The organism is Sulfitobacter sp. S223 (assembly GCF_025143825.1).
In the GTDB taxonomy this organism is placed as follows: Bacteria; Pseudomonadota; Alphaproteobacteria; order Rhodobacterales; family Rhodobacteraceae; genus Sulfitobacter.
On sequence record NZ_CP083560.1, the window covers coordinates 3,737,744 to 3,763,261 of the forward strand.

Sequence of the window (25,518 nt, forward strand, 5' to 3'; positions counted from 1 at the left end):
TAACAACCCGTTAGTGCAATCGCGGCTATACCATTTTGCATAGCAGAGGTTGGAGACACCATGTCAGAAGATGAAGCAGCGTTGGAAGACGCTTCCCCGAAAAAATCCAAGGCGCCTTTAATCATTGGACTTATGTTGGCGCTGGTCGGTGCTGGCGGGGGGTTCTATGCGGCTCTTTCAGGTATGATTCTTGGCGGCGACGCCGAAATCCATACGGACGATGGGAAAGAGAAAGCCAAAAATCCTTTTGCAAATATCGCATTTGTAGAAATTGAACCGATGATGGTTTCGGTAGACGCACGCCCGGAACGAAGGATTCTCCGCTTTCGTGCTCAGCTTGAAGTGCCTCAAGACTATCAAGAAGACGTAACCAAGCTGCTTCCACGGGTTGTTGATGTGCTCAACAGCTATTTGCGAGCATTGGAAGTCGCGGATTTGGAAGATCGAACAGCACTGACACGACTGCGTGCGCAGATGCTGCGTCGTGTTCAGGTTGTTACAGGTCAGGACCGTGTCAATGACTTCCTGATCATGGAATTTGTACTAACTTAAAAGGAGCATGTCATGGAACTAATTGCAGATATCCTACTAGCAGCAGGAGCCATTGGAGCAGGTGTATACTGTTTCGTGCTTGCTCGCAGGCTCAACCGTTTCAACGATCTCGAAAAAGGCGTTGGGGGGGCCGTGGCCGTTTTGTCAGCACAGGTAGATGACCTCAACCGCACCCTTGTAGCAGCCCAACAAACAGCGGCTACTTCCGCGAAATCTCTGACAGAGCTAACCAAACGCGCAGAGGATATGTCGCGGCGGTTGGAACTACAGATGGCGGCGCTTCATGACATACCGTCAACACCCGCGCCCCAGTCTACCCGTCCAGAAGCTAGTCCGCCAGCTTCAAAGCCTGTCACGACAAATCCAAACACTCCGATGTTTGCCCGCCGATCCCACCCGGCGACAGGAGACGCAGCATGATTCTTTTCAGATCCAAACGGTCAGCCGGGCCTGTTGGCCGCGGCTCCGTTCTCGTCATCGCTCTGTTATTGGTCAGCTCTGCGACAATTCGAGTGGTCACAAGCGCAAATAGCGTTTGGGCACAGGACAGCCAATTGCCTACTACTCTGTCTGCACCATCAGCAGCGCCAAAACACCCTAGAGCATCAAGCGACTCAGAGAAGAAAGATTCAGCCTCTTTTGGGACGAGTCCGCTCCTTGCGACTACCACCAACCGGGGCGAGTTATCGGGCCTCATCGCGGCACTATCCGAACGCGAGATACAGGTGTCAGAGCGGGAAAAGAAAATTGAACTGCGGATGCGTGCGCTGTCCGTCGCAGACGCTGAAATCGAGAAACGCCTTGGAGCACTCACACAAACAGAGACAGCTTTGCGTGCAACCCTGTCTCTTGCGGATGAGGCATCCGAAAAAGACATCCTGCGCCTGACGTCGGTATACGAGAATATGAAACCTAAAGATGCCGCTATCCTTTTTGAACAGATGGAACCCAATTTTGCCGCTGGTTTTCTGGGCCGCATGCGTCCCGACATCGCCGCCGAAATCCTATCCGGGCTTTCGCCGGAAGTGGCCTATTCAATCAGCGTGATTCTTGCAGGGCGGAATGCGAATGTTCCAAAAACCTGAGCCCACGCAGAGAGTTCCTTAACCACCATATGCAACACTGTCACAAATAGACAATCGGGGGCTGACATGATCGGCATTATCGGCGTTATCACTATCTTCGTCATGGTATTTGGTGGTTACCTTCTTGCTGGTGGCAAAATGGGTATCATATTGAAATCTCTACCATTTGAGATGATCATGATCGGCGGCGCGGCATTGGGCGCCTTTCTAATCAGTAATGATGGACCAGCAATCAAGCACACTATGAAAGACATGGGGAAAGTGTTCAAAGGGCCCAAATGGAAACACGATGATTACCTTGACCTTCTGTGCCTCCTGTTCGAATTAATTCGTCTTGCAAGACAGAATCCAGTCGCTGTCGAAGAGCACATCGAAGGGCCTGATGAGTCTTCAATTTTCAGCAAATACCCGAGAATTCTTAAAGACAAGGAAGCCATTGCATTGATCTGCGATACCATGCGCTCCGCCTCGATGAACTACGACGATCCGCATCAGGTGGAAGAAGTACTTGATAAGCGTATGGAAGCGAATCTTGAACATGCAATGCACTCAAGCCATGCGCTTCAAGTGGTGGCTGACGGTCTGCCTGCTTTGGGAATTGTGGCTGCGGTATTGGGTGTGATCAAGACAATGGCATCTATTGACCAACCGCCGGAAGTTTTGGGGAAATTGATCGGCGGCGCGCTGGTTGGTACATTTCTTGGTGTGTTTCTCGCATACGGGCTGGTCGGCCCATTCGCCACGAAAGTGAGCGATGTCACAAAGGATGAGGCGCACTTTTACCAACTCATTCGCGAGGTTTTGATCGCAAACCTTCACAACCACGCGACCAACATATGCATAGAGGTTGGTCGCCAGAATACACCTTCGCACTGCAGGCCTGATTATGGAGAGCTTGAGGAGGCCCTTAAAGCTCTCAAGCAAAACGCAGCATGAGAAGGTTTTGTCTTATCATGTCGCTGCTGTGCATCTCGGCGGTGCAGGCGCAGGCACAACAGCTGTCGTTACGTTCGGGAGATCACCCTACATTCAGTCGCATAACCCTGCCTGTTCCTGCCTCACAGAATTGGGAAGCCCGCCAAACTAAAAATGGGATACAGTTGACGCTCTCTGAGCATTCCGATGGTTTCGATATCTCGGAAGTGTTCTTGCGCATGCCCCGAGACCGGATCAGTCACATTACGACAACCAAAGAGTCGCTTACATTGCACGTCAAATGTGCGTGCAGAGGAACCGCATTTCGCAGTGGAGAATTGCTGGTTATCGACGTAGCAGATGAAGGCACAAAGCTCGCTGGTCCGCCCCTGATGGGTGCCCCACTTTTTAATGTGCAAAGGCCCAACGCTGCTGTGCGTAGCGCCAAGGTGCGCCCTGTATCCCTACCATGGATCGGCAGCGGTTCTTCTTTTGAAGCCAGCGCAATAGCGGACGGCACAACAAGAACGGTTCACGACGAAACAATCCTCGCTCCAAACATTGAGGAGCGTGCTGCTCTTCTCAATGAGATTCAAAAGAACTTGGGCGAAAGCGTTGCCTCTGCTGCAAGCACTGGTTTGCTTGAAAATAGCTATGCCGCCCCCATAAAACAACTTAGGCCAATGGGCGAAGCAGATGTCAATCCCGACACCCCAAGCACCGAACTGCCTGAGACTGCTCAATCGACTTCCCAGAACCTGCGTATAACCAGCAGCATGGACCTGCCTAGCTGGATCCCAAACCATTTAGGCGTAGCGCCATTATCAGACATGGCTTGCCCTGATGCTGATGTGCTGGCGCTAGACACTTGGGGAACCGAAGACGAATTTTCGGCTCAGATTGGCCCCGCCCGGACTGCAATCATGAATGCCCGCGATCAGCTCAATATAAACGCAGCAAGAACTCTCGCACAGCTGTATCTTTACTTTGGCTTCGGAGCTGAAGCGCTTGATGCCCTCCGCCTCGACCCTTCGGTGTTAGAAGCCAATGGATATTTGGCGAATGTCGCCAGTATATTGGAGTTTGGCGCCGTAAACGGCCACAACATGATCGGGAGCTATACCGATTGCAAATCAGATATTGCACTCTGGGCAATGCTTAGCTTTCGCCAGCTACCGCAGGGCATTATGATCGACACAAACGCTGTGCTTCGTGCGTTGAACAAACTACCTAAAAATTTACGCTCCATTATCGCTCCACAATTGAGTGAACGTTTCTTACAGTACGGTGATCAAGAAGCAGCGGCCGCTTCGATGCGAAGCATTGAACGCTTACCAGAAGCCCTTTCGCCAGAGGGCGCCATGGCGCAAGCGGGAATTGCGATCGACGCGGGGCAACCTGCTGAAGCCCTCCTTGAGGACGTGATAGAAACGAACAGCCTCGAGTCACCCGCAGCGTTGATCAAACTTGTGGAAGGTAAGCTCAGCAATGACGAACAGCTATCCTACGAGACAGCTACTTTGATAGAGGCGTACGCACAGGAGCTACGCGGTACCGAGTTGGGCAATCAACTGCGCCGCACCCAAATACTTGCACTAAGCCAGTCTGAACGATTCGAGGAAGCTTTCACCGCGCTGGACGCCTTGAGTCCATCTCTATCCCCTGAGGCGACAACTCAATTGCGACAGATCGCCTTGGAAAGGCTTACGCAAAAAGCAGCAGACTTCACTTTTCTCGAACACCTTTTTGCGCATCGTGAAGAAGCGTTGGCAAAGCTACCGAGCCAAACAAAGCTTCAGCTCGCGAAGCGACTGATGGATTTGGGTTTTGCTGCGCAGGTTCAGCTAATGCTCGAAATGGTTACCGAAACCCGGAACGACAAAACGAGACAGCTGCTTGCGGCACGGGCAGCACTTGCTTTGCGCCAACCATTTCAAGCGCAAGCAGCTCTTATTGGAATAGATGGACAAGAAGTGCAGCTACTACTGGCCGAAGCCAAAGAAATGTCTGGAGCGTATCGAGAGGCCTCAGAGATATTCGCCAACTCTAATGCAACCACACAGGCCGCGCAGGCTGCTTGGCTTTCGGAAGATTGGCGTGAACTCACCTCGGCTCAAACACCAGGATTTGGCCCAGTAGCAGCATTAGCCGAAGTCGAACCAGTGATAAAAGACACAAATCTTGGACCTCTTGGTCGTGCGAATAAGGCACTGCAAGAAAGCGGAAACGCGCGCAGCACGTTAGAGCAGTTTCTGAATGATCCCCTTGTACAGATTTCACCAGATTCCTGAAATTTCCCATATGTTTGGTGACGAAAAATAAACACCCTACCCATAATCTGTTCCTGATCCGCAGAATGCGGGAATTGAAAGGTGCAGAATGCATATCATTAGGCGATTTGATCGGTTTCCGTGGGCGGTCAGTGATGTCCAACCGACATTTTTTCAACCACGTGACTTCTCTTCAGGGTGGCTGAGATGAATTTCTCGTTGCGCGCGCTTTATCAACCCACGGTCCTTCTTGCCGTTGCTTTGATGATGGTCATTGTAATGATGATCTTACCGATGCCCGCCTGGATACTTGACACTGGTCTGGCCGCTTCTTTCGCATTAGCTATTCTGATTTTTACAGTCACCTTGTTTATCGAACGGCCGCTGGATTTCTCCGCCTTTCCGACCATCTTGTTGGCATCACTGATGTTGCGGCTCTCTCTCAACGTGTCCTCGACAAAGTTGATAATCGGGGAAGGTCATACCGGCACAGATGCAGCAGGCGATGTCATTCAGGGATTTGCGCAGTTCGTCATGGGCGGCTCTGTCTTTCTGGGTCTGGTAGTTTTTTGTGTCCTGTTGATCGTGAACTTCATGGTGATCAACAAAGGCGCGACCCGAATGGCAGAAGTTGGCGCGCGGTTTGCGCTGGACGGTATGCCCGGGAAACAAATGGCAATCGATAGCGATATGTCCGCTGGCGCGATTAGTCATGAAGAAGCCAAAGAGCGTCGCGCGCGTGAGCAACAGGAGACCACGTTTTTTGGCTCTCTTGATGGCGCTTCGAAATTTGTCAAAGGCGATGCGATTGCTGGACTGCTGATCACTCTTCTGAACCTGGTGGCCGGATTAATCATGGGTACGCTGGTTCACGGTATGCCAATTGGTGATGCGTTTGAAACATATGCCATTCTTACTGTAGGCGACGGGTTGGTTTCCCAAATTCCTGCTGTCATCATTTCCATTGCTTCCGCGCTTCTGTTGGCACGCGGTGGGGCGCAAGGATCAACTGATCTGGCGGTCTTTGCCCAGTTGAGCAAACACCCCGCGGCATTAGCAACTGTGGCCTGCCTGATGACTTTGTTTGCATTGGTTCCCGGTATGCCATTTGTGCCGTTTATGGCAGGTGCGTTGGCATTGGGATATTTGTCTTATCGGATGTATCGCAAACAGAGTCTGGTCCCGCTTGAGGCCATACCTGAAGAAACCGATCAGGTCGTGCGTGAGAAACCCCTTGGGGATCTGCTTGAGCTCGATGATATCCACGTAGAATTCGCCCCCGATCTGGTAAGCATGGTCCTTGATCCCGGTACCGGACTTGATGCGCGTATTACAAATATGCGCACGCATGTCGCGTCGGTCTACGGCATCATACTGCCCGAAATCAGGCTGACAGATAGCCCGAGTTTACCACATGGAACCTATCTGCTGCGCATACAGGGTGTTGAGCAGGCGCGCGCTGTTCTTAGTCCGCACCAGATACTGGCACTTGCCCCAGACAATCCTGACGCATTGCCTGCAGGCATCGACACGGTCGAACCTGTCTACGGCGCCCCTGCGCGTTGGATCAACGAAAAGGATCAAGAGGATGCAGCGATTGGCGGCATCACCCTTGTGACCCCTGCCGAAGTACTGGCAACGCATCTGCTAGAAATCGTCAAGCGCAACTTCCCCCGTCTGCTGACACTTAAATCTTTACGCAGAATACTGGAGGAGATGGTCAATATTTCTTCTCCCGCACGCGCCGAGGCGAACCGTAAACTTCTAGATGAACTAATCCCGGACAAAGTCCCGATAGACGTGCTTCACTCTGTCCTGCGGTTGCTGTTGGCCGAGCAGGTTTCGATCCGTAATCTACCGCTCATCCTTGAGGCAACGGCAGAAGCAAGGGGCCAAAACTCTCAACCAGAAGCTATCTGTGAGCTGGTGCGACAGCGCTTGGGCTTTCAATTGGTAGCAGAAATCCGGCGTGACGACGGAACGCTCCCATTGGTTCAGCTCGCACCAGAATGGGAGGACACATTTAGCGCATATCAAGTGGACGCCGATCGGGGGTTAGACATCGCGCTGCCGCCGGATCTTTTCAATCAGCTGGCCGATGGTGTTTCGCAGAAACTCAATGATGCCAACCGAAATGGCATTTTCCCTGCCATTGTAACAAACACTCGGCGTCGACGTTTTGTGCACACAGTGATGCGGGCAAAAGGGATTAGCTCTCCAGTTTTGTCATTCGAGGAAATCGGGTTGGACGCGCGGCCATCTCTGGTGGGCGTCGTGCCAGCATGATGCAGGACCTCGGACAAATTATGGAATTAACGAATTCCCTGCTATGGCAGGGGTTCGCGGTCTTCCTTCGCGTCAGCGCGTTGGTCAGCCTTTTGCCGGCTTTTGGAGAACGAACTGTTCCTGCACGGGTAAAGCTCGGGCTTGCATTTGCATTTACGATGGCCATTACGCCCGCCGTTTCTCCGCCAGCCATGGCACCACAATTCGACAGTATAGTCTGGTTTATCCTGACCGAGATTACGGCGGGCATCTTGCTGGGGATCGGGCTCAGGTTATTTGTCTTGGCGCTTCAGACCGCCGGCTCGATTGCTGCGCAATCCACCTCACTTGCCCAAGTTTTGGGTGGTGCCATGGCAGAACCCGTGCCCGCGATGGGCCATATTCTTGTAATGGGGGGGCTTGCCCTTGCTTTGATGGGCGGCCTTCATGTCCGCGTTGCGGAAATGGTGATCTTATCCTACGACATGCTGCCTATGGGGCGCCTGCCCAGTGGGGCGGATGTGTCAGAGTGGGGAGTTGACCAAATCCGCCGTGCTTTTTCGCTGGCCTTCACGCTGGCCGCACCTTTCGTGGTTTTATCGGTGCTCTACAATGTCGCCCTTGGTGTGATCAATAAAGCGATGCCGCAACTGATGGTTGCTTTTGTCGGGGCGCCAGTCATCACCGCTGGGGGCCTTTTGTTGCTTTGTCTTGCAGCCCCTATTTTGCTAGCGACATGGCTTGATGCCCTGAATACCTTTATCCAAAATCCACTAAATTCTGTCCCATGAGCGATTCAGAAGATTCCTCGGACAAGAGCTTTGACGCCACGCCACAAAAGCTTCTTGATGCGCGGAAAAAGGGAGATATCGCCAAGTCAAATGACCTGCTGACTGCTGCTGCTTACTTTGGCTTGCTGGTTGCATTACTGACGGTCGGCGCCAGCAGCCTCGATCAAGTTGGTACGGCAATGATGACCCTGATTGATCAGTCAGACAGTTTGGGACCCATATTTTTTGAAGGTCGTGGGGCAGCACCAACTGGCGGGCTGTTAAAATCTATAGCTTGGGGTATGGCGCCGATCTTTGCTCTTCCTGCGATTGGTGTGATTCTAGCACTCTTTGCGCAAAACGCATGGGTGTTTGCCCCTAGCAAGCTTGAACCAAAGCTTAGCCGGATTTCTATGATCTCGAACGCCAAAAACAAATTCGGACGTGACGGTCTGTTCGAGTTTCTGAAGAGCTTTGTAAAACTGCTAATTTTTTCGGCCTGTCTTGCACTATTTATTCGAGCGTGGCTTCCCCAGATGATCGGCGCCCTACAAACAACTCCACAAGCAACCATCACCTTGCTTGCCAAAATCTGTACTGGTTTTCTAAGCGTAGTCGTTGTCGTATCAGGCGTTATCGGCGGTATTGATGCCATGTGGCAGCATGCCTCTCACATGCGCAAGAACCGGATGTCTCGCAAGGACTTGACCGATGAAAACAAGGAAAGCGAAGGCGATCCGCATCTGAAACAAGAACGCCGTCAGCGCGCTCTGACGGCTTCGCAAAACCAGATGATAAAAGAGGTGCCGGCAGCTGATGTGATCATCGTCAATCCGACCCACTATGCCGTTGCCCTGAAATGGAGCCGCCTGCCGGGCGAGGCACCGGTTTGTGTTGCCAAAGGCGTGGACGAGATCGCGGCCACAATCAGGCGCATCGCCTCAGAAGCTGCCGTTCCGATCCATTCGGACCCGCCAACTGCGCGCGCACTTCATGCATCGGTAGAGATCGGAGATCAGATTCGCCATGAGGACTACGCCCCTGTCGCAGCGGCTATAAGGTTCGCTGAAAACATGCGGCAACGCGCGAAAGGTTCTAGATGAGTACGATAGATGATCTGGCGATGATGCAGAAGCTGGTCGAAGTAAAGTACCGCCAGCAGCAGGAAAGCTTCGCGCGATTAATGGAACAGGAGAACCGGCTGCGAAATTCATTGCAACAGTTGGACCTTCACTTGGCCGAAAGCCGAAGCAACACTGATACATATCAAAAGGCGATAGGAGCTGATGTTGTCTGGCAGTCCTGGATCGGACGCAAGAAACGTGCATTGAACATTCAGCTTTCTCAGGTACTAGCAATCAAAGAGCGTCATATCGACCAGGTCAAAAAAGCGTATGGAAAGGTGCTGGTTACCGATGCACTCCATTGCAACCTACGCAAAGCCCATAAACAGAAAAAAGCGCAGTCCCAACTGGACCGCGCCATATCTGCGATGATGTTCTGATCCTTTCAATAGTCCTGACGGGCGATCTCGATAATCAAGACATCTTTGATAAGCTTCTTTCCCAGATCTCTTTGCGCCACTTCCCGCAAGGCTGTACGCAGACGGTTCAAAACCTGAGCATTGGTAAAATTGCCCTCAAAACCGCCCATGTTCGCGTGGTCAAAGAGTACCTGCAAGAAGCTGTCCCGCAGTTTGGGTTCACCCAAGTAGACTGTATCGGTCTGACCGGCTGCCACCTCTATGCTAAGCGCCAGTACCACAAGCGCCGTGACTTTTTCTCCCGAGACAACAGGTACTACGAACTGGTTATTGAGCTTCGCGTATTCACTACTATTCTCATCGTCATGCGTTGAGTTTTCGTGCTCCGCATCCTGTTCTTTTCCATCATGGCCTGCATTTTCATCCATGCCCTCAATAGCAGCCAAATTATCAGACGCGACGCCGTCCGCTGCGCCTGCCGTTTCCGGCGCAGCCTCGGGTCGAAGCATGATACCTGCACCTACTCCGGCACCTGCTCCGACCAGCAAAAAGAGAAGAGGTATTAGTTTTTTCATCTGCGCAGTTCCTGATTAAAAGGGCAGTACGGCGTCAAGGACCTGCTGGCCAATACGCGGTTGCTGCATGTCGCTGATCTGCCCGCGCCCACCATAGGACACACGGGCGGATGCGATTTTATCATAGGTGATTTCATTCTGCCGGGAGACATCTTCAGGTCGGACAAAGCCCGTAACCAACAATTCGCGCAGTTCAAAATTAACACGCAATTCCTGGCTGCCCGAAATAGACAAAACCCCATTGGGTAGAACGTCAATCACAGTGGCTGCGATCCTTAGCTCCAGTTTTTCATTACGTTTGACAGAACCGTCACCGGAGGAATTGCTTTGTGAACTCAAACCAACAAGCTCATCAGACGATGCGCCTTCGGGCAACTTGTTATCCAGACGTTGAGGCAAACCAAACAAACCTGGAACGCTAAGGTTTTCGGAGCCGGACCGGCTTCGATCAGTTGAATTCGAAATTTCCGCGCGTTCATCAATTTCGATCACCACAGTTAGGATATCGCCACGTATAACTGCACGCCGATCACCCAACAACGAAACACGGGAGGGCGACCAAAGGGACGCTGCATCAACTGGCCGTCGCTCAAGAATGACTGGTGGCAAACCGGGTTCAATCATCGCGCGGGCCTCTGGCGCCTCTTGCGCCGGTGTAAAGCTTGGTGGACTTCCGATGTGATCTGCACGCGCGCAAGCAAGGGAGAAACTAAGGGCGAACAAGCCGCCGATTTTGAAAGGTGTATGCATATGCTCAATTCCTAACTTTGATCGTGCCATCGTCTAAAACCTGACCGAATAGCGTTGCGCGGGAACCAAGGTTCATGACACGGATGCGATCACCGACTGCGCCTCGCTCCAGCGCACGTCCTTCGGTTGAGATACTGATACCGTTGGCATTGAAGCTCAGCGGTACAATCTGGTTCCGCGTGATCACAGCTGGGGGACCAATATCACCCGCCAAAACTGGACGACCCGCATAAAGCGCGACCCGTGCTTCTTGGCCGATCACATCAGATAGACGCGAGAATCCTGTCGCAAGATCGCCTGCGGCGAAGGCGACATCCATTTCTGTGATGATCTGGTTCGGCCGGATTGTTCGTGTCGAAATGACCGTATCGGCAAAACATGGAGACGCCAGTATCAACACTGCAACTACAGGAAAAATATTCATCAGCGCACCTGCGTCGTCGCGCCCATCATCTGGTCCACTGCCGAGATGACTTTGGCGTTCATTTCATATCCACGCTGCGCTTCAATCAGCTCTGTTATCTCTCGCACAGCATCAACCGAGCTGTCTTCGAGATAGCCTTGCCGAAGGGTGCCCAAGCCGTCTTGTCCCGGAGTTGCCACCAAAGCGGGACCAGACGCCTCGGTTTCGAGGAACATGTTACTGCCAATCGCTTCAAGACCTTTGGCGTTGGTGAATCCTGTCAAATTGAATTGACCTAAAAGTTGGCCTGCGGCGGCTTGGTCAAAGTATGCGTAAACCTCTCCATCTGCGTTGATGGAGATGCTGCGGGCATCCGCCGGTATTGTAATTTCCGGCCCAACAGGGAAACCCTCGGACGTCACGATCAGACCTTCGCCTGTTCGCTTCAGACTGCCATCACGGGTGTAGGCGGTCTGACCATTGGGCAACGTCACTTCGAGATAGCCCAAGCCCTCGATCGCAACGTCAAGATCGCTTTGCGTGGCCGAAAGCGACCCTTGCTGAAGATGCATGCTGACGGCTGCGGGCCGAACGCCCAGGCCCAGTTGCACGCCGGTTGGCAGCACTGTGCCATCAGAAGCATTCACCGATCCGGCGCGCGCCATCTGCTGATAGTGCAAATCGGCAAACTCTGCACGTCGGGCGTTGTAGCCTGTGGTACTCATGTTAGCGAGGTTATTGGAAATCGTTTCTACCCGCATTTGCTGGGCGCTCATTCCGGTAGCGGCAATTTTGAGGGCGCGCATGGGCGGTCTCCTTTATTTGGAATCGGTGAGGGTTTTGACGGCAGCGCGAATACGCTCGTCCTCAGTCTGTAAAAAACTTTGACCCATCTCGTATGCTCGTTGCACTTCGATCATGCGCGAAAGTTCAAGCAGGGGATTCACATTTGACCCCTCAACAAAACCCTGCAAAACGCGCGCCTCTTCAGTTGGTTCATCACCGGCATCGGCGCGAAACATGACGCCGTCTTCACGGACCATGTTAAGGGGATCTAACGGGCGCACGACCGCCATCTGACCCAGAGGCGCACCATTAATGCTAAGCGTACCATCCGAAGAAACAGCAAGCGTGCCTGCACCGGCGGGCACAAACAACGGTGCGCGCCCTGCGTCCAGTACCGGAAATCCGTCTGGTGTAACCAACTGCCCTTCAGCGCTGGGCGAAAACGCCCCTGCCCGGGTGAGCCTGTCGCCCATCGGTGTCTGAACCACAAAATAGCCATCCCCCTCGATAGCGAAATCGAATGTGCCATTTGTTTGCGTAAGGCCGCCCTGCTCAAATGATGTTTTGCCGATGTTGCCTTGCCCCATGGACAAGGAGTTCGCGCGATCAACCGGCTTGACATACTCGGAGAAAATCATGCCCTCGGCGCGATATCCGGTAGTTGCGGCATTGGCGATATTGTTGGCCACGACCTGCATTTCACGTTGCAGACCGGATTGGCGGCTTAGGGTGATATAACCGGTGCTTTCCATCTTTATCCTCCGATGATGAGCGGGATGATCTGGTTGTGGAAGAAGGCGACAAGCGTGTTGGTCATGAAGTGCATGGACATCCAGAACACGACGGCAATCGCCGCTAGCTTAGGCACAAACGTCAGTGTCATTTCCTGAACCGATGTCAGTGCTTGAACCAAACCAATCGAAACGCCTGTCACCAAAGCAGCAACAAGGATTGGCAATGATATGATGAATGCAACCCAAAGCCCTTGCCGCATGGTGTCAAAGAACACCAATTCGTCCAGCATCAGACGGGCATCCGCAAAATTTCTTGATACGCCTCGACAACTTTGTTGCGAACGTTGACGGCAGTCTCTACAGCCAGTTCCGTCTGCGCCAGCGCCTGAACAAGCGCATGAGGATCAGCGTTACCCATCATCGTTTCTTGCGCTGTCTGTTCGGACTTTGCCAATGTTGCAGCGAAGTCGCCGGCGATGCCTTTTAGCGTAGCACCTGCACCTCCTTCCCCGTCTATGGGGGATGTCGCCGGCTTGGCCGAGGTATAGTTTTGAACCGCTGAGAGAGACTTCAATTCCATTCTGGAACTCCTTTTATTGTGTGACCAAAGGGTCGGGAGGCGCCTTAGCGGCGCAACAGCTGCATCAGGCTGCTCGACATATTGCGGGCCTGATCAAACATTTTGAGATTTGCTTCATAACTGCGCTGCGCTTCACGTGCGTCAGCCAGTTCAATCAAAAGGTTCACATTGGACCCTTCGTATTCACCCGCTTCATCTGCCAGAGGGTGAGAAGGATCATAGATTGTTGAAAGATCGCTTTGGTCCAGCCGGACGCGCCCAACTTGCACCGGGGAAATTTGCTCTCCCTGCCCCAAAGCTGTTTGAAAAGAAATGAGCTTGCGGCGATAGCCGGGCGTGTCGGCGTTTGAAATGTTCTCTGACAGATGACGCAAGCGCTGCGCTTGCGCCTGCATACCACTGGCAGAAACGGATTTAGCTGAAGAAAAATCAGTCATTGGGGTGTCTCCTATCTGGTGCTCACAGCTGTTCGCAACACATCGAGCGCGGACTTATATATTGCGAGTGCGCGGTCATGATCGCTTTTGGCGTCGGCAGCTTTCAGCATTTCAGCTTCAAGCGAGATTGTGTTTTCGTTGGGATTTTCACTGCCGCGCATCTCAACCGATGCCATCTCATGCACGGTTGTACTCCCGTGAAGGTGGCCTGAACGGGTGGCACGCTGGGTACCGGCCATTTCAGCAGGTTGCATTGTAGAGAACGGCGGCATTTCCCGCCCGACGTACCCCGGCGTATCTGCATTCGCCACGTTCTGAGAGATCAGCGCCTGCGTTTGCCCAGCATAACGCGCCATGGCTGCGGAGGTCTGAAAGATGGTTAAATTTTCGAACATCGGGATTCTCCCTGCTGCGGTTTCATGAAGGCTTAATGGTGATTCCTTTAGAAACAGTGAGCAGCAGACAAAGGAACACCATGACAGATGCTTCGCTTATTGACGGTCTTGTCGCGCATATAGCCGATTTGCGTGCTGTGCGGCCTGTTGGAAGAATAACTAGCGCCAACGGTTCATCGCTTCATATTACGGGGCTTACGCAAGACGCCTCTATCGGGGACGGCCTGCAAGTTTACCGCAAGCGGGGTGCACCATTGCGTGGTGAGGTCGTGCAAATAATCGGTGATACGCTTGTCATGCTTGCTGAAGAACCCCCGGAGGGCGTCAGCTTAAATGACAGGGTAACCTTGCTTTCGCCGGGTATAATCGCGCCTTCCAATGAATGGCTGGGCCGGATTGTTGATCCTGCCGGCGCACCGCTAGACGGCAAACCGCTTTTGCGCGGGCCTTATGCGCGAAGACTGCTTTCTCCGCCGCCTGACGCGGCTGATAGACGCCCGTTTGGTGAACGGCTCAGTACAGGTCTGGCAGTGACAAATACGATGCTCCCCATCGTTAAGGGGCAACGCATGGGCTTGTTCGCTGGGTCCGGCGTTGGCAAATCTACATTGCTTGGTCAGTTTGCCCGCCACATGACTGCCGATGTTGTTGTTATCGCTATGATTGGCGAGCGTGGGCGCGAACTGCGTCACTTCGTAGATGAAGTGTTGGGTGCCAAGGGGTTGGAACGTGCGGTGGTGGTGGCTGCGACTTCGGACCAATCTCCGTTGTTGCGACGACGCTGCGCTTGGACAGCCATGGCCGTCGCCGAACATTTCCGTGACGAAGGGCTTTCAGTTCTCTTTCTTGCGGATTCAATTACGAGATTCGCCGAGGCGCACCGCGAAGTCGCCGTTGCGGCCGGAGAAGCCCCCGTCTTGCGAGGCTATCCTCCGTCTACAACACACCTGATTACCTCCCTATGTGAACGTGCTGGTCCTGGATCTGCAACGCAGGGAGACATCACAGCTCTGTTTAGCGTTTTGGTGGCTGGGTCCGATATGGACGAGCCTATTGCCGATATCCTACGCGGCGTTCTGGATGGGCATATGGTACTGGATCGCGCCATAGCCGAGCGCGGTCGCTTCCCCGCCGTTGATGTTCTGCGATCAGTTTCACGTAGCCTTCCTGCTGCAGCCGACACACGGGAAAACAAGCTGTTGGGCCTGACACGGAAAATGCTGAGTCTCTATGATACCAACGCAATGATGATCCGGGCTGGCCTGTATACTCACGGAAGTGACCCCGAGATTGACAAGGCGATCATCCTGTTTCCAGAAATTGAAGCGTTTTTGGCCAAACTGGAGCCGGACGATGCACAGCGCAGCTTTAGCCAACTCGAGCTTATCTTGCGGCGCGCAGGGCTAAGCGCGACCTAAACGCCCGTCAAAAGCGTCAACGCGATCGCATTAGATGAGTAGCTGGAGTTAAATTGAGAGATTTGATCTCTCACGATATATTTTGTGATTAGATCCTGAACCTTGGCTTGATCGGCGAAAATGCTCAAATCATCTGAGCCAAACTCCTTCTTAGCCCGGTCTTTAAAAACCCCCAATTGCTGTTCCAAGTCGATCTGTCCAAATGCAGTCGGTAGGTTCAGCGCCTTTTCGAAAAGATTGCGCAAAGGAGGCTCGCCCATCAGCGTGTACCATTTGGCATCATTAGACATGTCTTCTGCAGCCAGACTGCCCATTTCACGTTCTGCATAAAGGGCAAATCGCATAGCTTCGTTCTGCTCACCCGCTACTATTTCAAATTCAATCGTGCGAAAACGATCTATGATAGCTTCTGCAAAAACAGGTTGATCTACCTTCAGATACTCACCGGGCCCAAAGCCGAACGCCTGCGACATTTCCTTATACCGAGGGTCAGAAAAACGATTTGCTAGAGCGTCATCGTTCACACTGCCCTCTTCAAGAATTTTTCGAATAAAGAACTTGTTATTGATATCGTCTTGAAGGCCGAAAGCCCCCAGCGCAACAGTCAAAAGCCGCCTGTCAGCCACCAGTTGGTCTGCTGTTTCGACCTGCTCTATATTCTCACGAAAATAGTCTGCGTCGCGCTGAAGTTGTGTGCTTTCAGAGAAGGCTTTAAACTGGCTATCATAGGTCTGTTGCAGAAAGCGCCAGCCGCCAAGTCCGCTAACAGGGATGACGGGCTGAAACATCAGCTCGGCCGCACGGCCAGCAGCCGCTCCTCACGAGGCAATAACGCACGTAAAGCCTTTAATGTACGGTAGTGCTGCTTTTCAATAATCGCTTGGCTGGCCTCCCCAAGCACTTGGCGACTATCTGGGTCAGTAAACACCTGACTTAGCTCTTCGATCTGCCGCAGCAGAGGAATGTGCGCGCTATCCCCGTCTTTATCACCGGATAAAACCAACTGCACAGCGAATAACGCGCGCCTAACTGGTGTCTTCACATCTTCGGGATGAATTGCATCCCGAAGGCGCAATATCTTAGCGTCCGGCGTCATGATAGCGAGCCGACTACGGCGGTCACCGTTTTCAATGACCGCACCGTTTATGAGTACACGCTCTTTTGGACCAAGCTTCAGAACAAGACCGCTCATTTTGGATTCCAATCTATTTCAAGCCGCGCAAAATCGCGGTGTTTACTTCAACTAGCGGGGTAGCTGCAGCTTCCCGGCTGATCACCTTACGGGTGTGCTGTTCTGTAAACTCTGACAGATAAATCAGGCGTGCGCGCAGCTCATCAGGCAGCAAGTTATCGGGATGAGCGACATCCATCGCAAATTTACGCCAAAGCGTACGGTTTTCATGCAAGGCATGTATCAGCTTATTGAAATCTTTAGCCTTCATCGCCGAAGTTAACCGCGATGTGATACGTGCTATGACGTCATATTCGACTTTTCGCGCTGACTTCAGCGGGGCCGTTATTGGCGAATAACCGCGCTGGGCAAGTTGTATTGTATCCATGGGTGTCCCTACTCATCAAAACAGTACTGGTGGCGCACTGTCGCGCGCCACCACCTTTTTTGAACCCAATCCTTAACGGAAGAGAGACAGGATGCTCTGTGGTGCCTGGTTGGCAATCGACAGCGCCTGAACACCCAGCTGCTGCTGTGTCTGCAACGCCTGAAGTTTGGCGGATGCTGCTTCCATGTCCGCATCGACAAGCGCACCGATACCGGATGTCAGAGAATCCGACAGCTTCGAGACAAAGTTTGACTGATCATCAAGACGTTTGGCGGACGTGCCCAAAGATGCAGCACCTGAAATCGCAGCTGTCAGCATTGTGGTCAGTTCGTCATAGGTATCTGACGCATCAGCGGTCGTTGCAGTGCCTGTCAGCGTAATGCCGGTGACCGTCGCCTCAAGGTTAGCTGAAGGCACAGCGATCGTGGTTGCTGTAGCAGCGGCAGCCCCGACCCGGTTGATGGAGCCCACGACAGTCATGGATGTCGTACCGGCGCCTGCACCGTCAACGTCCGTATTCAACAGGTTCACACCGTTAAACTGAGACCCCGCAACGATCGAATCAAGCTGCTCTTTCTTTGCTGTCATCTCCGTGTTTATCTGGGCAAAGTTCGCGCCCTCGGATTGCGCAGAAACCGCCAGTGCCTGCATCTCTTTGATCGTTTCAACGATCAATTCGGCACCAGCGCTGGCCACAGCAATCGCTGACTGGCCTGTCGCAAGGCTGTCTTTGACAGCGTCCAGACCAGACACATCAGATTCCATCACTTTGGAAATCGACCAGACAGATGCGTTGTCTTTGGCACTGTTGACATCCTTACCTGTCGAAATTGCGCTTTGCGTATCCGCCAAGTTAGAATTGATGCTTTTCAGAGTTTGCAGCGCAACCATTGCACTGTTGTTTGTGATAATGCTCGACATTGAAGCATGTTCCTTTTCGTGTCGGCGCTTTACGCCGGTTTAAGCCCGAACAAACGTCGGACAGGAATGCCATTCTGACCTTTACATCGGCCCCTCAGGGGCAATGTGCCATCCGGGATCGGACGCATGGCCAACATGCTCGTTGCTCCTTACAAAAGTCTTAAGTGGCCCGTTTGCTCTGTTGCGCATTTTATTCAACTGGCACCAAACGCAGTAAAACTGGAGACTTACTCCCATAATACGGACTGTTACGCTCTTTTCTCTACTTTAGGTGCCGTCGGTGTCGGAACACTGTTTTTGCGCCCAAGCGCATCATAAGTTTCCAAACTACTGCGCACTTCTCGCAATGCGGCAAGGCGGTTCGCAACTGTCTGTATCCCTTCGAGAGCACCATCCAGCAGCAATTGGTTGCGATGAAGTTTGCCCTCAAGCGGCTTAATCTTCGCACGATTTGAAGTCTCATCGCTTAACAGCAAATCGACCATTTTCTCCTTGAGCGGGAGGAGTGTCCCCAACCCCTCCAGATCGCCTTCTAACAGGAGCGCACGCTCCTGCTCTAGCAAGGCATCGAGTTTGGTGAAATCAACAACTTCACGTGTCATCGGAGCGCTCCTTCAGGATATCAAATAATGATTGTGCCAGCCCGATACCGCCGGTCTGCACGATGTGTTTGGCTTGTTCTTCGATCAGGAATGAACTGAACTGGTCCTCGCCAGCGCCCCCGCCGAAGCTTTCGCTCGTTTGTCCAAGGCCAGCCGATTCCAACATTTCTGCCAAGAATGAAGCTTCTAGGTTTTGCGCGGCTTGCAACAACGCCTTTTCGCGCGGGTGATCTGCAGCAACGGGTAGAGCGCCGGGGTTCAGAATCATTCGAAATACTCCTCAAATTGCGTGGACTTTCCCGAACATGAGCGCAAAGCGGTAAACAACTGGTAAGGAAAAAGGCGGATAGTCCCCCTAGATCGAGGCAGACCCCCGAAAGGCGCGCACATGAATATCCCCATTGGAAAAGGTGGCCAAATTGAGCAGCTCAAGGTAGCGCCGCACAGCCACGACATCTCAGTTCCAACATACGATGGTGAGAAAAGAACTGGCCTCTTGGATTTTGCCAGCTTGCTTGCGGCGCTACCGGACCCCGCGCGTACTGGCGGTGAACCGACGCAGTTTCAGAAGATAACAGTGCCAGATGGTGCTGGAACGTCGACAGACGCTGACGTTACTGACAGCTCCGCTATGTCAACAGACAGAGAAGCAGTGGACATAGACCTGCCTTTGTCTTTGGCTAAGAAAACCCCCTCGGACCTGAACGCAGTTTCCAATCGAGGTCCCAGCAGGGTTGCTCAGCATCTTACCCCAGATGCGTTCCATCTGCCGGGCCGCAGCATAAATCCTGACGCAGGTACTGCTGCGGAACCGGTGCAGCCCCAGCGTGGTTCGGACACTTCACCCCTGAATGAACAGCAAACGGCTGCACTGAGTGCCGCATCTGATCTTCCATCTCAATCGCGAAATAAGGCTCCCGGTGTTCAGCATCAGGCTGAAGCTCCGCTAACGGGTGGAATACACCATGCGCGCACCAATGATAAATTAGCCGGAGAGCCGTTAGAATTGGTCGCAGTCCAGTTGACTGAAGAAAGAAACCATAACGCGCGCAATGAAGGTCGAACGTTGAGCACGGGCCGTGAACTACTCGGTGGTCCTGCTTCAAGCGAAAACGCGCGCGCGAAGTTGCCGCAAGGCATGGCGGCAGCTGATGCGGCTCTCCAAGAAAATGGTATTTTGCCTATACGTGGCAACCCGGCTTCATTGCCACAACTTCCATCACAAGCATCGGCACTTTTGCCCGATAAATCGGCTCCGGTAACAACAGGCAAGCCGGCAACACAATCGGGATTTTCCGCGCTTTCGGCATCGGACACCCACAACCTCAAGTCTATTGGAAATATTGCCTCTCCTGTTGAACCAGCCGCCGTGTCGACCGCAATGGGTGACAAACCAGAGTCCTCTCTATTTCCTGAAACAAGTGTGCGCTTAAATCAGGGGCCAAACCCTAGACATAGTGAAACCAGAGTTGCGGCCCCAGTCATATCGCAAATAGCGGCCCCGCCGAGCCCGAAAACCGCAAGAGTTCAGGCACCGATTTCAGACCCCTCCAGCTCTGCCCAACTGATGCTTGAATTAGGGGCGAAGTCTGACGCCGCAACTTCGCTGCTTGTCGCAGCCGAGACGCCCGAAATAGTTGATTGTAATTCAAATCGCATCAACTCGGCGCAACAAGGGCCTCTTCCTGTGCAGCGTACGGAAATGGTATCGCAGATTGCACGGCAATTGACCGAAGTGATGCCATCGGCTGCTAGCCGCCCGGTTGAGATCGCCCTCTCTCCCGAAGAACTTGGTCGCGTACGTATGGGGATCACGACCGATGAAGGCAAAATCACCATTAGCATTCTGGCCGAACGTCCCGAAACATTGGACTTGATGCGCCGCCATATAGATCAGTTAGGTCAGTCATTCCGCAGTTTAGGCTATGAACAGGTGTCATTTCTATTTGGACAGGGGACCGGGAATGGGGATCAGGCAGATGTTGATCCCAAGGATCAAAATGCCTCAGCCCGAACAGTTCTGGCGCATCCGGACGAGGACCAATCTCCTGTGATCATCAATGTAGCCCCCACCACCGCAAGCGGTGTCGATATCCGTCTGTAAGGAACCGATATGATTTCTCCCACTCTGACAAACTCAACCAACAACAGTGTTGCAGGAACCGCAGCCAGTTCACCGCAAGCACAAGCAGTCCTGTCGTCCGACTTCGAGACGTTTATCAACATGCTGACGACTCAAGCGAAATATCAGGATCCTCTGGAACCACTCGACAGTTCAGAGTACGCGGCACAGTTGGCGCAGTTTTCGATGGTTGAACAGCAAGTACTGTCAAACGATCTGCTCACCGCGCTCGCAAATTCGTTGGGCAACAGCACGATGGGGCAAATGGCCGGATGGATCGGGATGGAAGGACGTACAACTGCTCCCGTTGCATTTGAGAACACGCCTATAGAAATTCTGCCGGATCCTCCGATTGGCGCCAAGTCTATGGAGCTGGTGGTCTACGACACCCAGGGTCGTGAGGTTGACCGCGGTGCACTTCCGGTCTCCAGCAACCCAGTAATTTGGGCAGGTGTCCGCCAAGACGGCTCTGCGGTGCCCGCTGGTCAATACCGCTTCGAGGTGGAGGCAGTCGACTCGGCTGGGAACCCACTACCGGCCGCGACGGCATCCACCTACGCACGTATTACCGAAGTGCAAAACAACGGCAATGAAACGCGGGTTATCTTCGCTGGAGGGGCAGAAGCATCAGCAAATGCCATTACAGCGCTGCGCAAAGCAATCTAGCGGTCAGCTATTGCGTAAGCACCATACGCAAATGGAAGTAGCGCACGGCGCCATCGACCCAAAGGGAAACGGCGTAAGGGCGCGCGCATCGCCTGTGGATGGATCAGCGTTGGTGGTTGATCCTGAACAAGTTGCGCAAGCAACGCCCCGCTATAGGTTCCCGTGGCGATGCCATTACCGTGATAACACAGCCCTGCGTACAGCCCTGATTGTTCCGGAATCTCGCCGACAAACGGCATTAAGTCACGGGAGAGACAGACCATTCCCGACCAACCGTGAGTCGCTTCGACACCAGACCAAGCTGGGAACATACGCTCAAAATCTGTCCGGATGCACTGCGTGGCCTTCGCCTCAGCCGCAGCACCGGTAAACACGCCGCCTCTCATGCCAAAAAGAAAGCGACGATTTGGTAGAAGGCGAAAGTAGTGGAGCAGATTGCGCGTATCGTAACACATTTGGTCGCTAGACCATCCAGCGGCAGCCAGTTCGTTATCATCCAACGGCCGTGTGACGATGACATTTGACTGACTAGGCAGATAGCGTCCCGCCAGCCAGTTCGGTAGATTTTCAGAAGAATATCCGTTGGTCGCAATAATAACGCGGTCGGCACGTAACTTGTGGCCATTTGCCTCCAACACCCAACCATCTACCTGAGATCGCAACCCCGTGACTTCGCTTTGCTCGTAAATTCGGGCTCCGGAGGCCTCTGCAGCCTGCGTTAGTCCAGCAAGGTATTTGCGCGGGTTAAGCCCGAATCCTGTCTCAATCGTGAGGCCTCCGTGGAATGGCCCCGCCATACCAAGAGAGGCAAGGCTCTCTGCTTTGTGAAGCTGGTAAGGAACTCCGTAGTTTTCGTCGATTGCTTTTGCGTGGGCTTCTAGTTCGGCCATGTCTTTGGGACGGTGCGCCAACATGGTTTCGCCTTTGGAATGGCGATCAACCTCTATATCATGCTGCTGGATGATGCTTTCGACCAGTTCAATCGCAGCACGTTCAGTACGGCGAAATGCAATGCGCCCGTCACGACCAAAGCGCCGATCAAGCAAAGAATCGCCCGCCATCCCGCCGCCCAAACAGCAAAAACCACCATTGCGACCTGATGCACCCCAACCGATCCGCTGGGCATCCAGTACCGTGACGCTGATCCCCGCGCGTGCAAGATGCAAAGCCGCAGAAAGACCTGTAAACCCTGCCCCGATGATAGCAACATCCGTGCGTCCGTTTTCGCTGAATGACGGACGCGGACCGATGTCGTGTGAGGCATCCCACCAACAGTTCGCGCGCGGCCCTTCACCGTAAGCGTAATCATCAAAAAGACGTTTCACGCCGCGCGTTCTGCAGCTTGAGCATCTTTTTGCGCGCGAACCGAGTTACGCTTCGAGACGAGCGAGGCCGAGATGACCCCGATGGTTACAACGCCTATCATCATCGTAGACAGCGCGTTGATCTCTGGCGACACGCCCAAGCGCACCGCGCTCCAAATCTTGATCGGTAGGGTGGTTGAAGATGGGCCTGAAACGAAAGAAGCAATAACCAGATCATCAAGGCTAAGGGTGAAAGCCAATAGCCAGCCTGAAATAACCGCTGGTGCAATGATAGGAAGGGTTACCAAACGAAATGCCTCCAACCGAGTGCAGCCCAAATCGAGGGCCGCTTCTTCAAGCGACCGGTCGAAGCTGACCAGGCGTGATGACACCACGACAGAGACATAACACATGGCAAAAGTGGTGTGAGCCAGAACAATCGTCAGCACACCACGATCCAATCCGATCCCAATGAATAGCAAGAGCAGTGAGAGGCCGGTGATAACTTCGGGCATAACCAAAGGCGCGTAGATCATGCCGGAGAATAGGGTTCGGCCAAGGAAGCGCCCTGAATTGACCAGTACGTATGCTGCCATCGTTCCAAGCACTGTCGCTAGGGTAGACGACATGACCGCAACCTTGATCGTAACCCAAGCTGCATCCAGAAAGGCTTCGTCGCGCAGCAATTCGCCGTACCATTTGGTTGAAAAACCTGCCCAAACGGTCACCAATTTGGATGCGTTAAAGCTATAGATCACCAGCAAAATCATCGGCAGATAAAGGAAAGCAAATCCAAGGGTAAGAGCCGTGGTGTTGAACGTACTGAGACGTTTCATGCTTCTGCCTCCGCTTGTTTTTGCTGGTTACGCTGGAACAATACGATCGGGATAATCAGGATCAGAAGCAAGATCACTGCTACAGCAGATGCGACCGGCCAGTCGCGGTTGTTGAAGAATTCTTCAAACAACACTTTGCCGATCATCAGCGTACCTGAACCGCCCAGAAGCGAAGGGATAACAAACTCGCCCAGCGCCGGGATGAAGACAAGGAAGCAGCCCGCAATGATGCCGTTCTTCGACAGCGGTACTGTCACCAGCCAGAAGGCAGACAGACGCGAACAACCAAGGTCTTCGGCGGCCTCAATCAGGCTGTCATCCATCCGGTCGAGTGCTGCATAGATTGGCAGAATCATGAACGGAAGGTAGGTATACACGATCCCGATGTAGACGGCTGTGTTGGTATTCAGGATGGTAAGAGGATCAGAAATCACCCCTAACCATAGAAGCAGTTGGTTAAGCAGTCCCTCGTTACTCAGGATCCCGATCCACGCGTAGACCCGTATGAGAAACGAGGTCCAGAATGGCAAAATTACAAGCATCATCAGCGTGGCACGCCACTCCTCCGGCGCGCGGGACATGGAATAGGCCATCGGATAGCCCACCAGCAGCGTCAGGAACGTCGAAATTAACGCTATCTTGAGGCTGCTAAGGTAGGCTTTGTAGTAAAGATCATCTGTGGTGAGGAATACGAAGTTCTCGAAATCCAGACCTTGTATCAGCGCAGCAAAGCCATCTTTCATCGTGGGCGTATAGGGCGGGATCGCGAGATCAATATCCGATAGCGAGATTTTGAAAACGATCAGAAACGGAACAAGAAAAAGCGCCAACAACCATGTGTATGGCACTGCGATCAGTGCAAATCTGCGCATCAGCGTACCTCCCCTAGAGGGATTTGTGCGAAATCATGCATATGCAAAAGGGAAATGCGGCGGGTCATTCGGCCAGCAAAACGCCAGCGGTTGCGTTCCAGCGGATCCAGACGGGATCTTCCCATGTTATGTTCCGGCGCGAAAGACGGCGCGTATTGGCTGTCTGCGCCTTGATGATCTGTCCGCCCGGTAGCTCTACGTAATAGGTGCTGAGATTACCCAGATACGCGATATCAAGCACTTTACCTTGCACCGCATTCTCGGCCTCTTCGGGCATTTCTTTTGTGATGCTGATTTTTTCGGGGCGGATGGCTAGGTGACAATCCTGCCCTTCTGAAAAAGGCCGGTCAGACACAGCAAGGATCGGGGCCTGATTGACGCCCCAATCTATAAAATATTTATCCGGACCAGCCGCTTTGGCGGTCCCTTTGATGATGTTCACATCCCCGATAAAATCCGCCACATAAACGCTGTTTGGCGCTTCGTAGATGCCTCCGGGGGTTGCGACCTGAATGATCCGCCCTTCGTCCATCACCGCAACGCGCGAAGCAACTGTCATCGCTTCCTCTTGGTCATGGGTCACGATCACAAAGGTTGTGCCGGTTGTTTCCTGAATATCCATTAACTCAAACTGCGTATCCTGCCGCAGCTTTTTGTCGAGCGCGCCCAAAGGTTCATCCAGCAGGAGCAGCTTAGGCCCCTTCGCAAGACTACGGGCCAAGGCGACTCGTTGGCGTTGACCGCCGGAAATCTGGTGAGGTTTGCGGCGCGCGAATTTTTCAAGCCGCGTAAGTTTAAGCATCTCGGCAACGCGTGCATCAATCTTGTCTTTTGACAGTTTGTCGCGGCGCAGACCAAACGCGATATTCTCATAGATGCTCAGGTGTGGAAAAAGTGCGTAAGACTGGAACATCATGTTCACGGCACGCTTGTTGGGCGGTACGTTCGCAATGTCCTGACCGGCAAGTTCGATCGAGCCTTCTGTCACGTTTTCGAATCCTGCCAGCATGCGCATCATCGTGGTTTTACCGCAGCCGGACGGGCCAAGCAGGGCAAAGAATTCGCGCGTGTAGATATCAAGGGTCAGATCATCGATGGCAACAAAGTCACCAAAGCGTTTGGTGACATTCTTGAACCGGATCAGGGGTTTTTCATTCGGGTTCTCCCAAGGTGAAAAATCCTTATCCCAAGTATCAGATTTCGGTTTTGCCACAGGGC

Annotated in this window: 31 protein-coding genes; 12 read left to right on the forward strand and 19 right to left on the reverse strand. The window is 53.0% G+C overall.

From position 1 onward, the window contains the following. The first annotated feature begins 60 nt into the window (after nucleotides 1–60). The 9 genes from fliL to K3757_RS17870 all read left to right on the forward strand — a co-directional run bounded on the left by fliL (nucleotide 61) and on the right by K3757_RS17870 (nucleotide 9,361). Nucleotides 61–552: a flagellar basal body-associated protein FliL gene (gene fliL, locus K3757_RS17830; protein ID WP_259997800.1), complete on the forward strand. Its 492-nt coding sequence runs from the start codon at nucleotides 61–63 to the stop codon at nucleotides 550–552. Nucleotides 553–564: 12 nt separating this feature from the next. After that, nucleotides 565–972: a hypothetical protein gene (locus K3757_RS17835; protein WP_259997802.1), complete on the forward strand. Its 408-nt coding sequence runs from the start codon at nucleotides 565–567 to the stop codon at nucleotides 970–972. Nucleotides 973–1,277: 305 nt separating this feature from the next. Then, nucleotides 1,278–1,637, forward strand: coding sequence for a MotE family protein (locus tag K3757_RS17840; protein WP_259997804.1), 360 nt, complete (start codon nucleotides 1,278–1,280; stop codon nucleotides 1,635–1,637). Between the two features lie 66 nt (nucleotides 1,638–1,703). Continuing rightward, nucleotides 1,704–2,573 carry a flagellar motor stator protein MotA gene (gene motA / locus K3757_RS17845; protein ID WP_259997806.1) on the forward strand — a complete coding sequence of 290 codons (870 nt, stop codon included), beginning with the start codon at nucleotides 1,704–1,706 and terminating at the stop codon, nucleotides 2,571–2,573. Next, complete coding sequence (locus K3757_RS17850; protein WP_259997808.1) at nucleotides 2,570–4,843, forward strand: hypothetical protein; 2,274 nt, start codon at nucleotides 2,570–2,572, stop codon at nucleotides 4,841–4,843. Before motA ends, K3757_RS17850 begins: the two co-directional genes overlap by 4 nt. 186 nt (nucleotides 4,844–5,029) lie before the next feature. Beyond that, nucleotides 5,030–7,108 (forward strand): flagellar biosynthesis protein FlhA, encoded by a 2,079-nt coding sequence (flhA, locus tag K3757_RS17855; protein ID WP_259997811.1) that lies wholly within the window; start codon nucleotides 5,030–5,032, stop codon nucleotides 7,106–7,108. A 20-nt stretch (nucleotides 7,109–7,128) separates the two neighbouring features. After that, entirely contained in the window at nucleotides 7,129–7,878 is a 750-nt protein-coding gene (locus K3757_RS17860) for a flagellar biosynthetic protein FliR (protein ID WP_259997813.1), read from the forward strand. Continuing rightward, on the forward strand, nucleotides 7,875–8,960 hold the full coding sequence (gene flhB / locus K3757_RS17865) for a flagellar type III secretion system protein FlhB (protein WP_259997815.1): 1,086 nt from the start codon (nucleotides 7,875–7,877) through the stop codon (nucleotides 8,958–8,960). The genes K3757_RS17860 and flhB overlap by 4 nt, the downstream gene beginning before the upstream one ends. Nucleotides 8,961–8,980: 20 nt before the next feature. Continuing rightward, on the forward strand, nucleotides 8,981–9,361 hold the full coding sequence (locus K3757_RS17870) for a hypothetical protein (protein ID WP_259997817.1): 381 nt from the start codon (nucleotides 8,981–8,983) through the stop codon (nucleotides 9,359–9,361). Nucleotides 9,362–9,366: 5 nt separating this feature from the next. Here K3757_RS17870 and K3757_RS17875 read toward each other — a convergent pair whose 3' ends face one another. Genes K3757_RS17875 through K3757_RS17915 form a run of 9 tightly spaced genes read right to left on the reverse strand, consistent with a single transcriptional unit; the run spans nucleotide 9,367 to nucleotide 14,000 of the window. Beyond that, nucleotides 9,367–9,915, reverse strand: coding sequence for a flagellar basal body-associated FliL family protein (locus tag K3757_RS17875; RefSeq protein ID WP_259997819.1), 549 nt, complete (start codon nucleotides 9,913–9,915; stop codon nucleotides 9,367–9,369). Nucleotides 9,916–9,930: 15 nt separating this feature from the next. Further along, nucleotides 9,931–10,665: a flagellar basal body L-ring protein FlgH gene (gene flgH, locus K3757_RS17880; RefSeq protein ID WP_259997821.1), complete on the reverse strand. Its 735-nt coding sequence runs from the start codon at nucleotides 10,663–10,665 to the stop codon at nucleotides 9,931–9,933. A 4-nt stretch (nucleotides 10,666–10,669) separates the two neighbouring features. Beyond that, nucleotides 10,670–11,089: a flagellar basal body P-ring formation chaperone FlgA gene (gene flgA, locus K3757_RS17885; RefSeq protein ID WP_259997823.1), complete on the reverse strand. Its 420-nt coding sequence runs from the start codon at nucleotides 11,087–11,089 to the stop codon at nucleotides 10,670–10,672. After that, the gene (flgG, locus tag K3757_RS17890) at nucleotides 11,089–11,874 is read right to left on the reverse strand and encodes a flagellar basal-body rod protein FlgG (RefSeq protein WP_259997825.1); all 786 of its coding nucleotides are present in this window, start codon (nucleotides 11,872–11,874) and stop codon (nucleotides 11,089–11,091) included. The genes flgA and flgG overlap by 1 nt, the downstream gene beginning before the upstream one ends. 12 nt (nucleotides 11,875–11,886) lie before the next feature. Continuing rightward, the gene (locus K3757_RS17895; RefSeq protein WP_259997827.1) at nucleotides 11,887–12,606 is read right to left on the reverse strand and encodes a flagellar hook-basal body complex protein; all 720 of its coding nucleotides are present in this window, start codon (nucleotides 12,604–12,606) and stop codon (nucleotides 11,887–11,889) included. Between the two features lie 2 nt (nucleotides 12,607–12,608). Beyond that, the gene (locus K3757_RS17900; protein WP_259997829.1) at nucleotides 12,609–12,878 is read right to left on the reverse strand and encodes a flagellar biosynthetic protein FliQ; all 270 of its coding nucleotides are present in this window, start codon (nucleotides 12,876–12,878) and stop codon (nucleotides 12,609–12,611) included. Then, nucleotides 12,878–13,168 carry a flagellar hook-basal body complex protein FliE gene (fliE, locus tag K3757_RS17905; RefSeq protein ID WP_259997831.1) on the reverse strand — a complete coding sequence of 97 codons (291 nt, stop codon included), beginning with the start codon at nucleotides 13,166–13,168 and terminating at the stop codon, nucleotides 12,878–12,880. The genes K3757_RS17900 and fliE overlap by 1 nt, the downstream gene beginning before the upstream one ends. Nucleotides 13,169–13,212: 44 nt before the next feature. Next, nucleotides 13,213–13,605 carry a flagellar basal body rod protein FlgC gene (gene flgC / locus K3757_RS17910; RefSeq protein ID WP_259997833.1) on the reverse strand — a complete coding sequence of 131 codons (393 nt, stop codon included), beginning with the start codon at nucleotides 13,603–13,605 and terminating at the stop codon, nucleotides 13,213–13,215. An 11-nt stretch (nucleotides 13,606–13,616) separates the two neighbouring features. Then, the gene (locus K3757_RS17915; protein ID WP_259997844.1) at nucleotides 13,617–14,000 is read right to left on the reverse strand and encodes a FlgB family protein; all 384 of its coding nucleotides are present in this window, start codon (nucleotides 13,998–14,000) and stop codon (nucleotides 13,617–13,619) included. An 80-nt stretch (nucleotides 14,001–14,080) separates the two neighbouring features. Between K3757_RS17915 and K3757_RS17920 the strand changes: the two genes are divergently transcribed. Continuing rightward, nucleotides 14,081–15,418 carry a FliI/YscN family ATPase gene (locus K3757_RS17920; protein WP_259997846.1) on the forward strand — a complete coding sequence of 446 codons (1,338 nt, stop codon included), beginning with the start codon at nucleotides 14,081–14,083 and terminating at the stop codon, nucleotides 15,416–15,418. Here the strand turns inward: K3757_RS17920 and K3757_RS17925 are convergent. The 6 genes from K3757_RS17925 to K3757_RS17950 all read right to left on the reverse strand — a co-directional run bounded on the left by K3757_RS17925 (nucleotide 15,415) and on the right by K3757_RS17950 (nucleotide 18,768). Continuing rightward, nucleotides 15,415–16,206 (reverse strand): DUF1217 domain-containing protein, encoded by a 792-nt coding sequence (locus K3757_RS17925; protein ID WP_259997848.1) that lies wholly within the window; start codon nucleotides 16,204–16,206, stop codon nucleotides 15,415–15,417. The two genes, K3757_RS17920 and K3757_RS17925, sit on opposite strands and share 4 nt — an antisense overlap. After that, nucleotides 16,206–16,610, reverse strand: a complete 405-nt coding sequence (gene flbT, locus K3757_RS17930; protein WP_259997851.1) for a flagellar biosynthesis repressor FlbT — start codon at nucleotides 16,608–16,610, stop codon at nucleotides 16,206–16,208. Before flbT ends, K3757_RS17925 begins: the two co-directional genes overlap by 1 nt. A 13-nt stretch (nucleotides 16,611–16,623) precedes the next feature. Beyond that, a complete protein-coding gene (flaF, locus tag K3757_RS17935; RefSeq protein WP_259997853.1) occupies nucleotides 16,624–16,977 on the reverse strand; it encodes a flagellar biosynthesis regulator FlaF in 354 nt (117 codons plus the stop codon). A 72-nt stretch (nucleotides 16,978–17,049) separates the two neighbouring features. Next, nucleotides 17,050–17,898 (reverse strand): flagellin, encoded by an 849-nt coding sequence (locus tag K3757_RS17940; protein ID WP_259997855.1) that lies wholly within the window; start codon nucleotides 17,896–17,898, stop codon nucleotides 17,050–17,052. 248 nt (nucleotides 17,899–18,146) lie between these two features. After that, nucleotides 18,147–18,500, reverse strand: a complete 354-nt coding sequence (locus tag K3757_RS17945) for a hypothetical protein (protein WP_259997857.1) — start codon at nucleotides 18,498–18,500, stop codon at nucleotides 18,147–18,149. Next, nucleotides 18,490–18,768 (reverse strand): rod-binding protein, encoded by a 279-nt coding sequence (locus K3757_RS17950; RefSeq protein ID WP_259997859.1) that lies wholly within the window; start codon nucleotides 18,766–18,768, stop codon nucleotides 18,490–18,492. The genes K3757_RS17945 and K3757_RS17950 overlap by 11 nt, the downstream gene beginning before the upstream one ends. A 120-nt stretch (nucleotides 18,769–18,888) precedes the next feature. Between K3757_RS17950 and K3757_RS17955 the strand changes: the two genes are divergently transcribed. Together K3757_RS17955 and K3757_RS17960 are read left to right on the forward strand one after the other, a co-directional pair. After that, nucleotides 18,889–20,604: a flagellar hook-length control protein FliK gene (locus K3757_RS17955; RefSeq protein WP_259997862.1), complete on the forward strand. Its 1,716-nt coding sequence runs from the start codon at nucleotides 18,889–18,891 to the stop codon at nucleotides 20,602–20,604. A 9-nt stretch (nucleotides 20,605–20,613) separates the two neighbouring features. Further along, nucleotides 20,614–21,288, forward strand: a complete 675-nt coding sequence (locus K3757_RS17960; protein ID WP_259997864.1) for a flagellar hook capping FlgD N-terminal domain-containing protein — start codon at nucleotides 20,614–20,616, stop codon at nucleotides 21,286–21,288. On the opposite strand, the gene K3757_RS17965 is transcribed toward K3757_RS17960, so the two are convergent. The 4 genes from K3757_RS17965 to K3757_RS17980 form a co-directional block, all read right to left on the reverse strand. Continuing rightward, the gene (locus K3757_RS17965; RefSeq protein ID WP_259997866.1) at nucleotides 21,285–22,613 is read right to left on the reverse strand and encodes an FAD-binding oxidoreductase; all 1,329 of its coding nucleotides are present in this window, start codon (nucleotides 22,611–22,613) and stop codon (nucleotides 21,285–21,287) included. The two genes, K3757_RS17960 and K3757_RS17965, sit on opposite strands and share 4 nt — an antisense overlap. Continuing rightward, nucleotides 22,610–23,428, reverse strand: a complete 819-nt coding sequence (locus K3757_RS17970) for an ABC transporter permease (RefSeq protein ID WP_259997868.1) — start codon at nucleotides 23,426–23,428, stop codon at nucleotides 22,610–22,612. Before K3757_RS17970 ends, K3757_RS17965 begins: the two co-directional genes overlap by 4 nt. Continuing rightward, on the reverse strand, nucleotides 23,425–24,300 hold the full coding sequence (locus K3757_RS17975) for an ABC transporter permease subunit (RefSeq protein ID WP_259997870.1): 876 nt from the start codon (nucleotides 24,298–24,300) through the stop codon (nucleotides 23,425–23,427). Before K3757_RS17975 ends, K3757_RS17970 begins: the two co-directional genes overlap by 4 nt. A gap of 64 nt (nucleotides 24,301–24,364) precedes the next feature. Beyond that, nucleotides 24,365–25,513, reverse strand: a complete 1,149-nt coding sequence (locus tag K3757_RS17980) for an ABC transporter ATP-binding protein (protein WP_259997872.1) — start codon at nucleotides 25,511–25,513, stop codon at nucleotides 24,365–24,367. Nucleotides 25,514–25,518 lie beyond the last annotated feature (5 nt).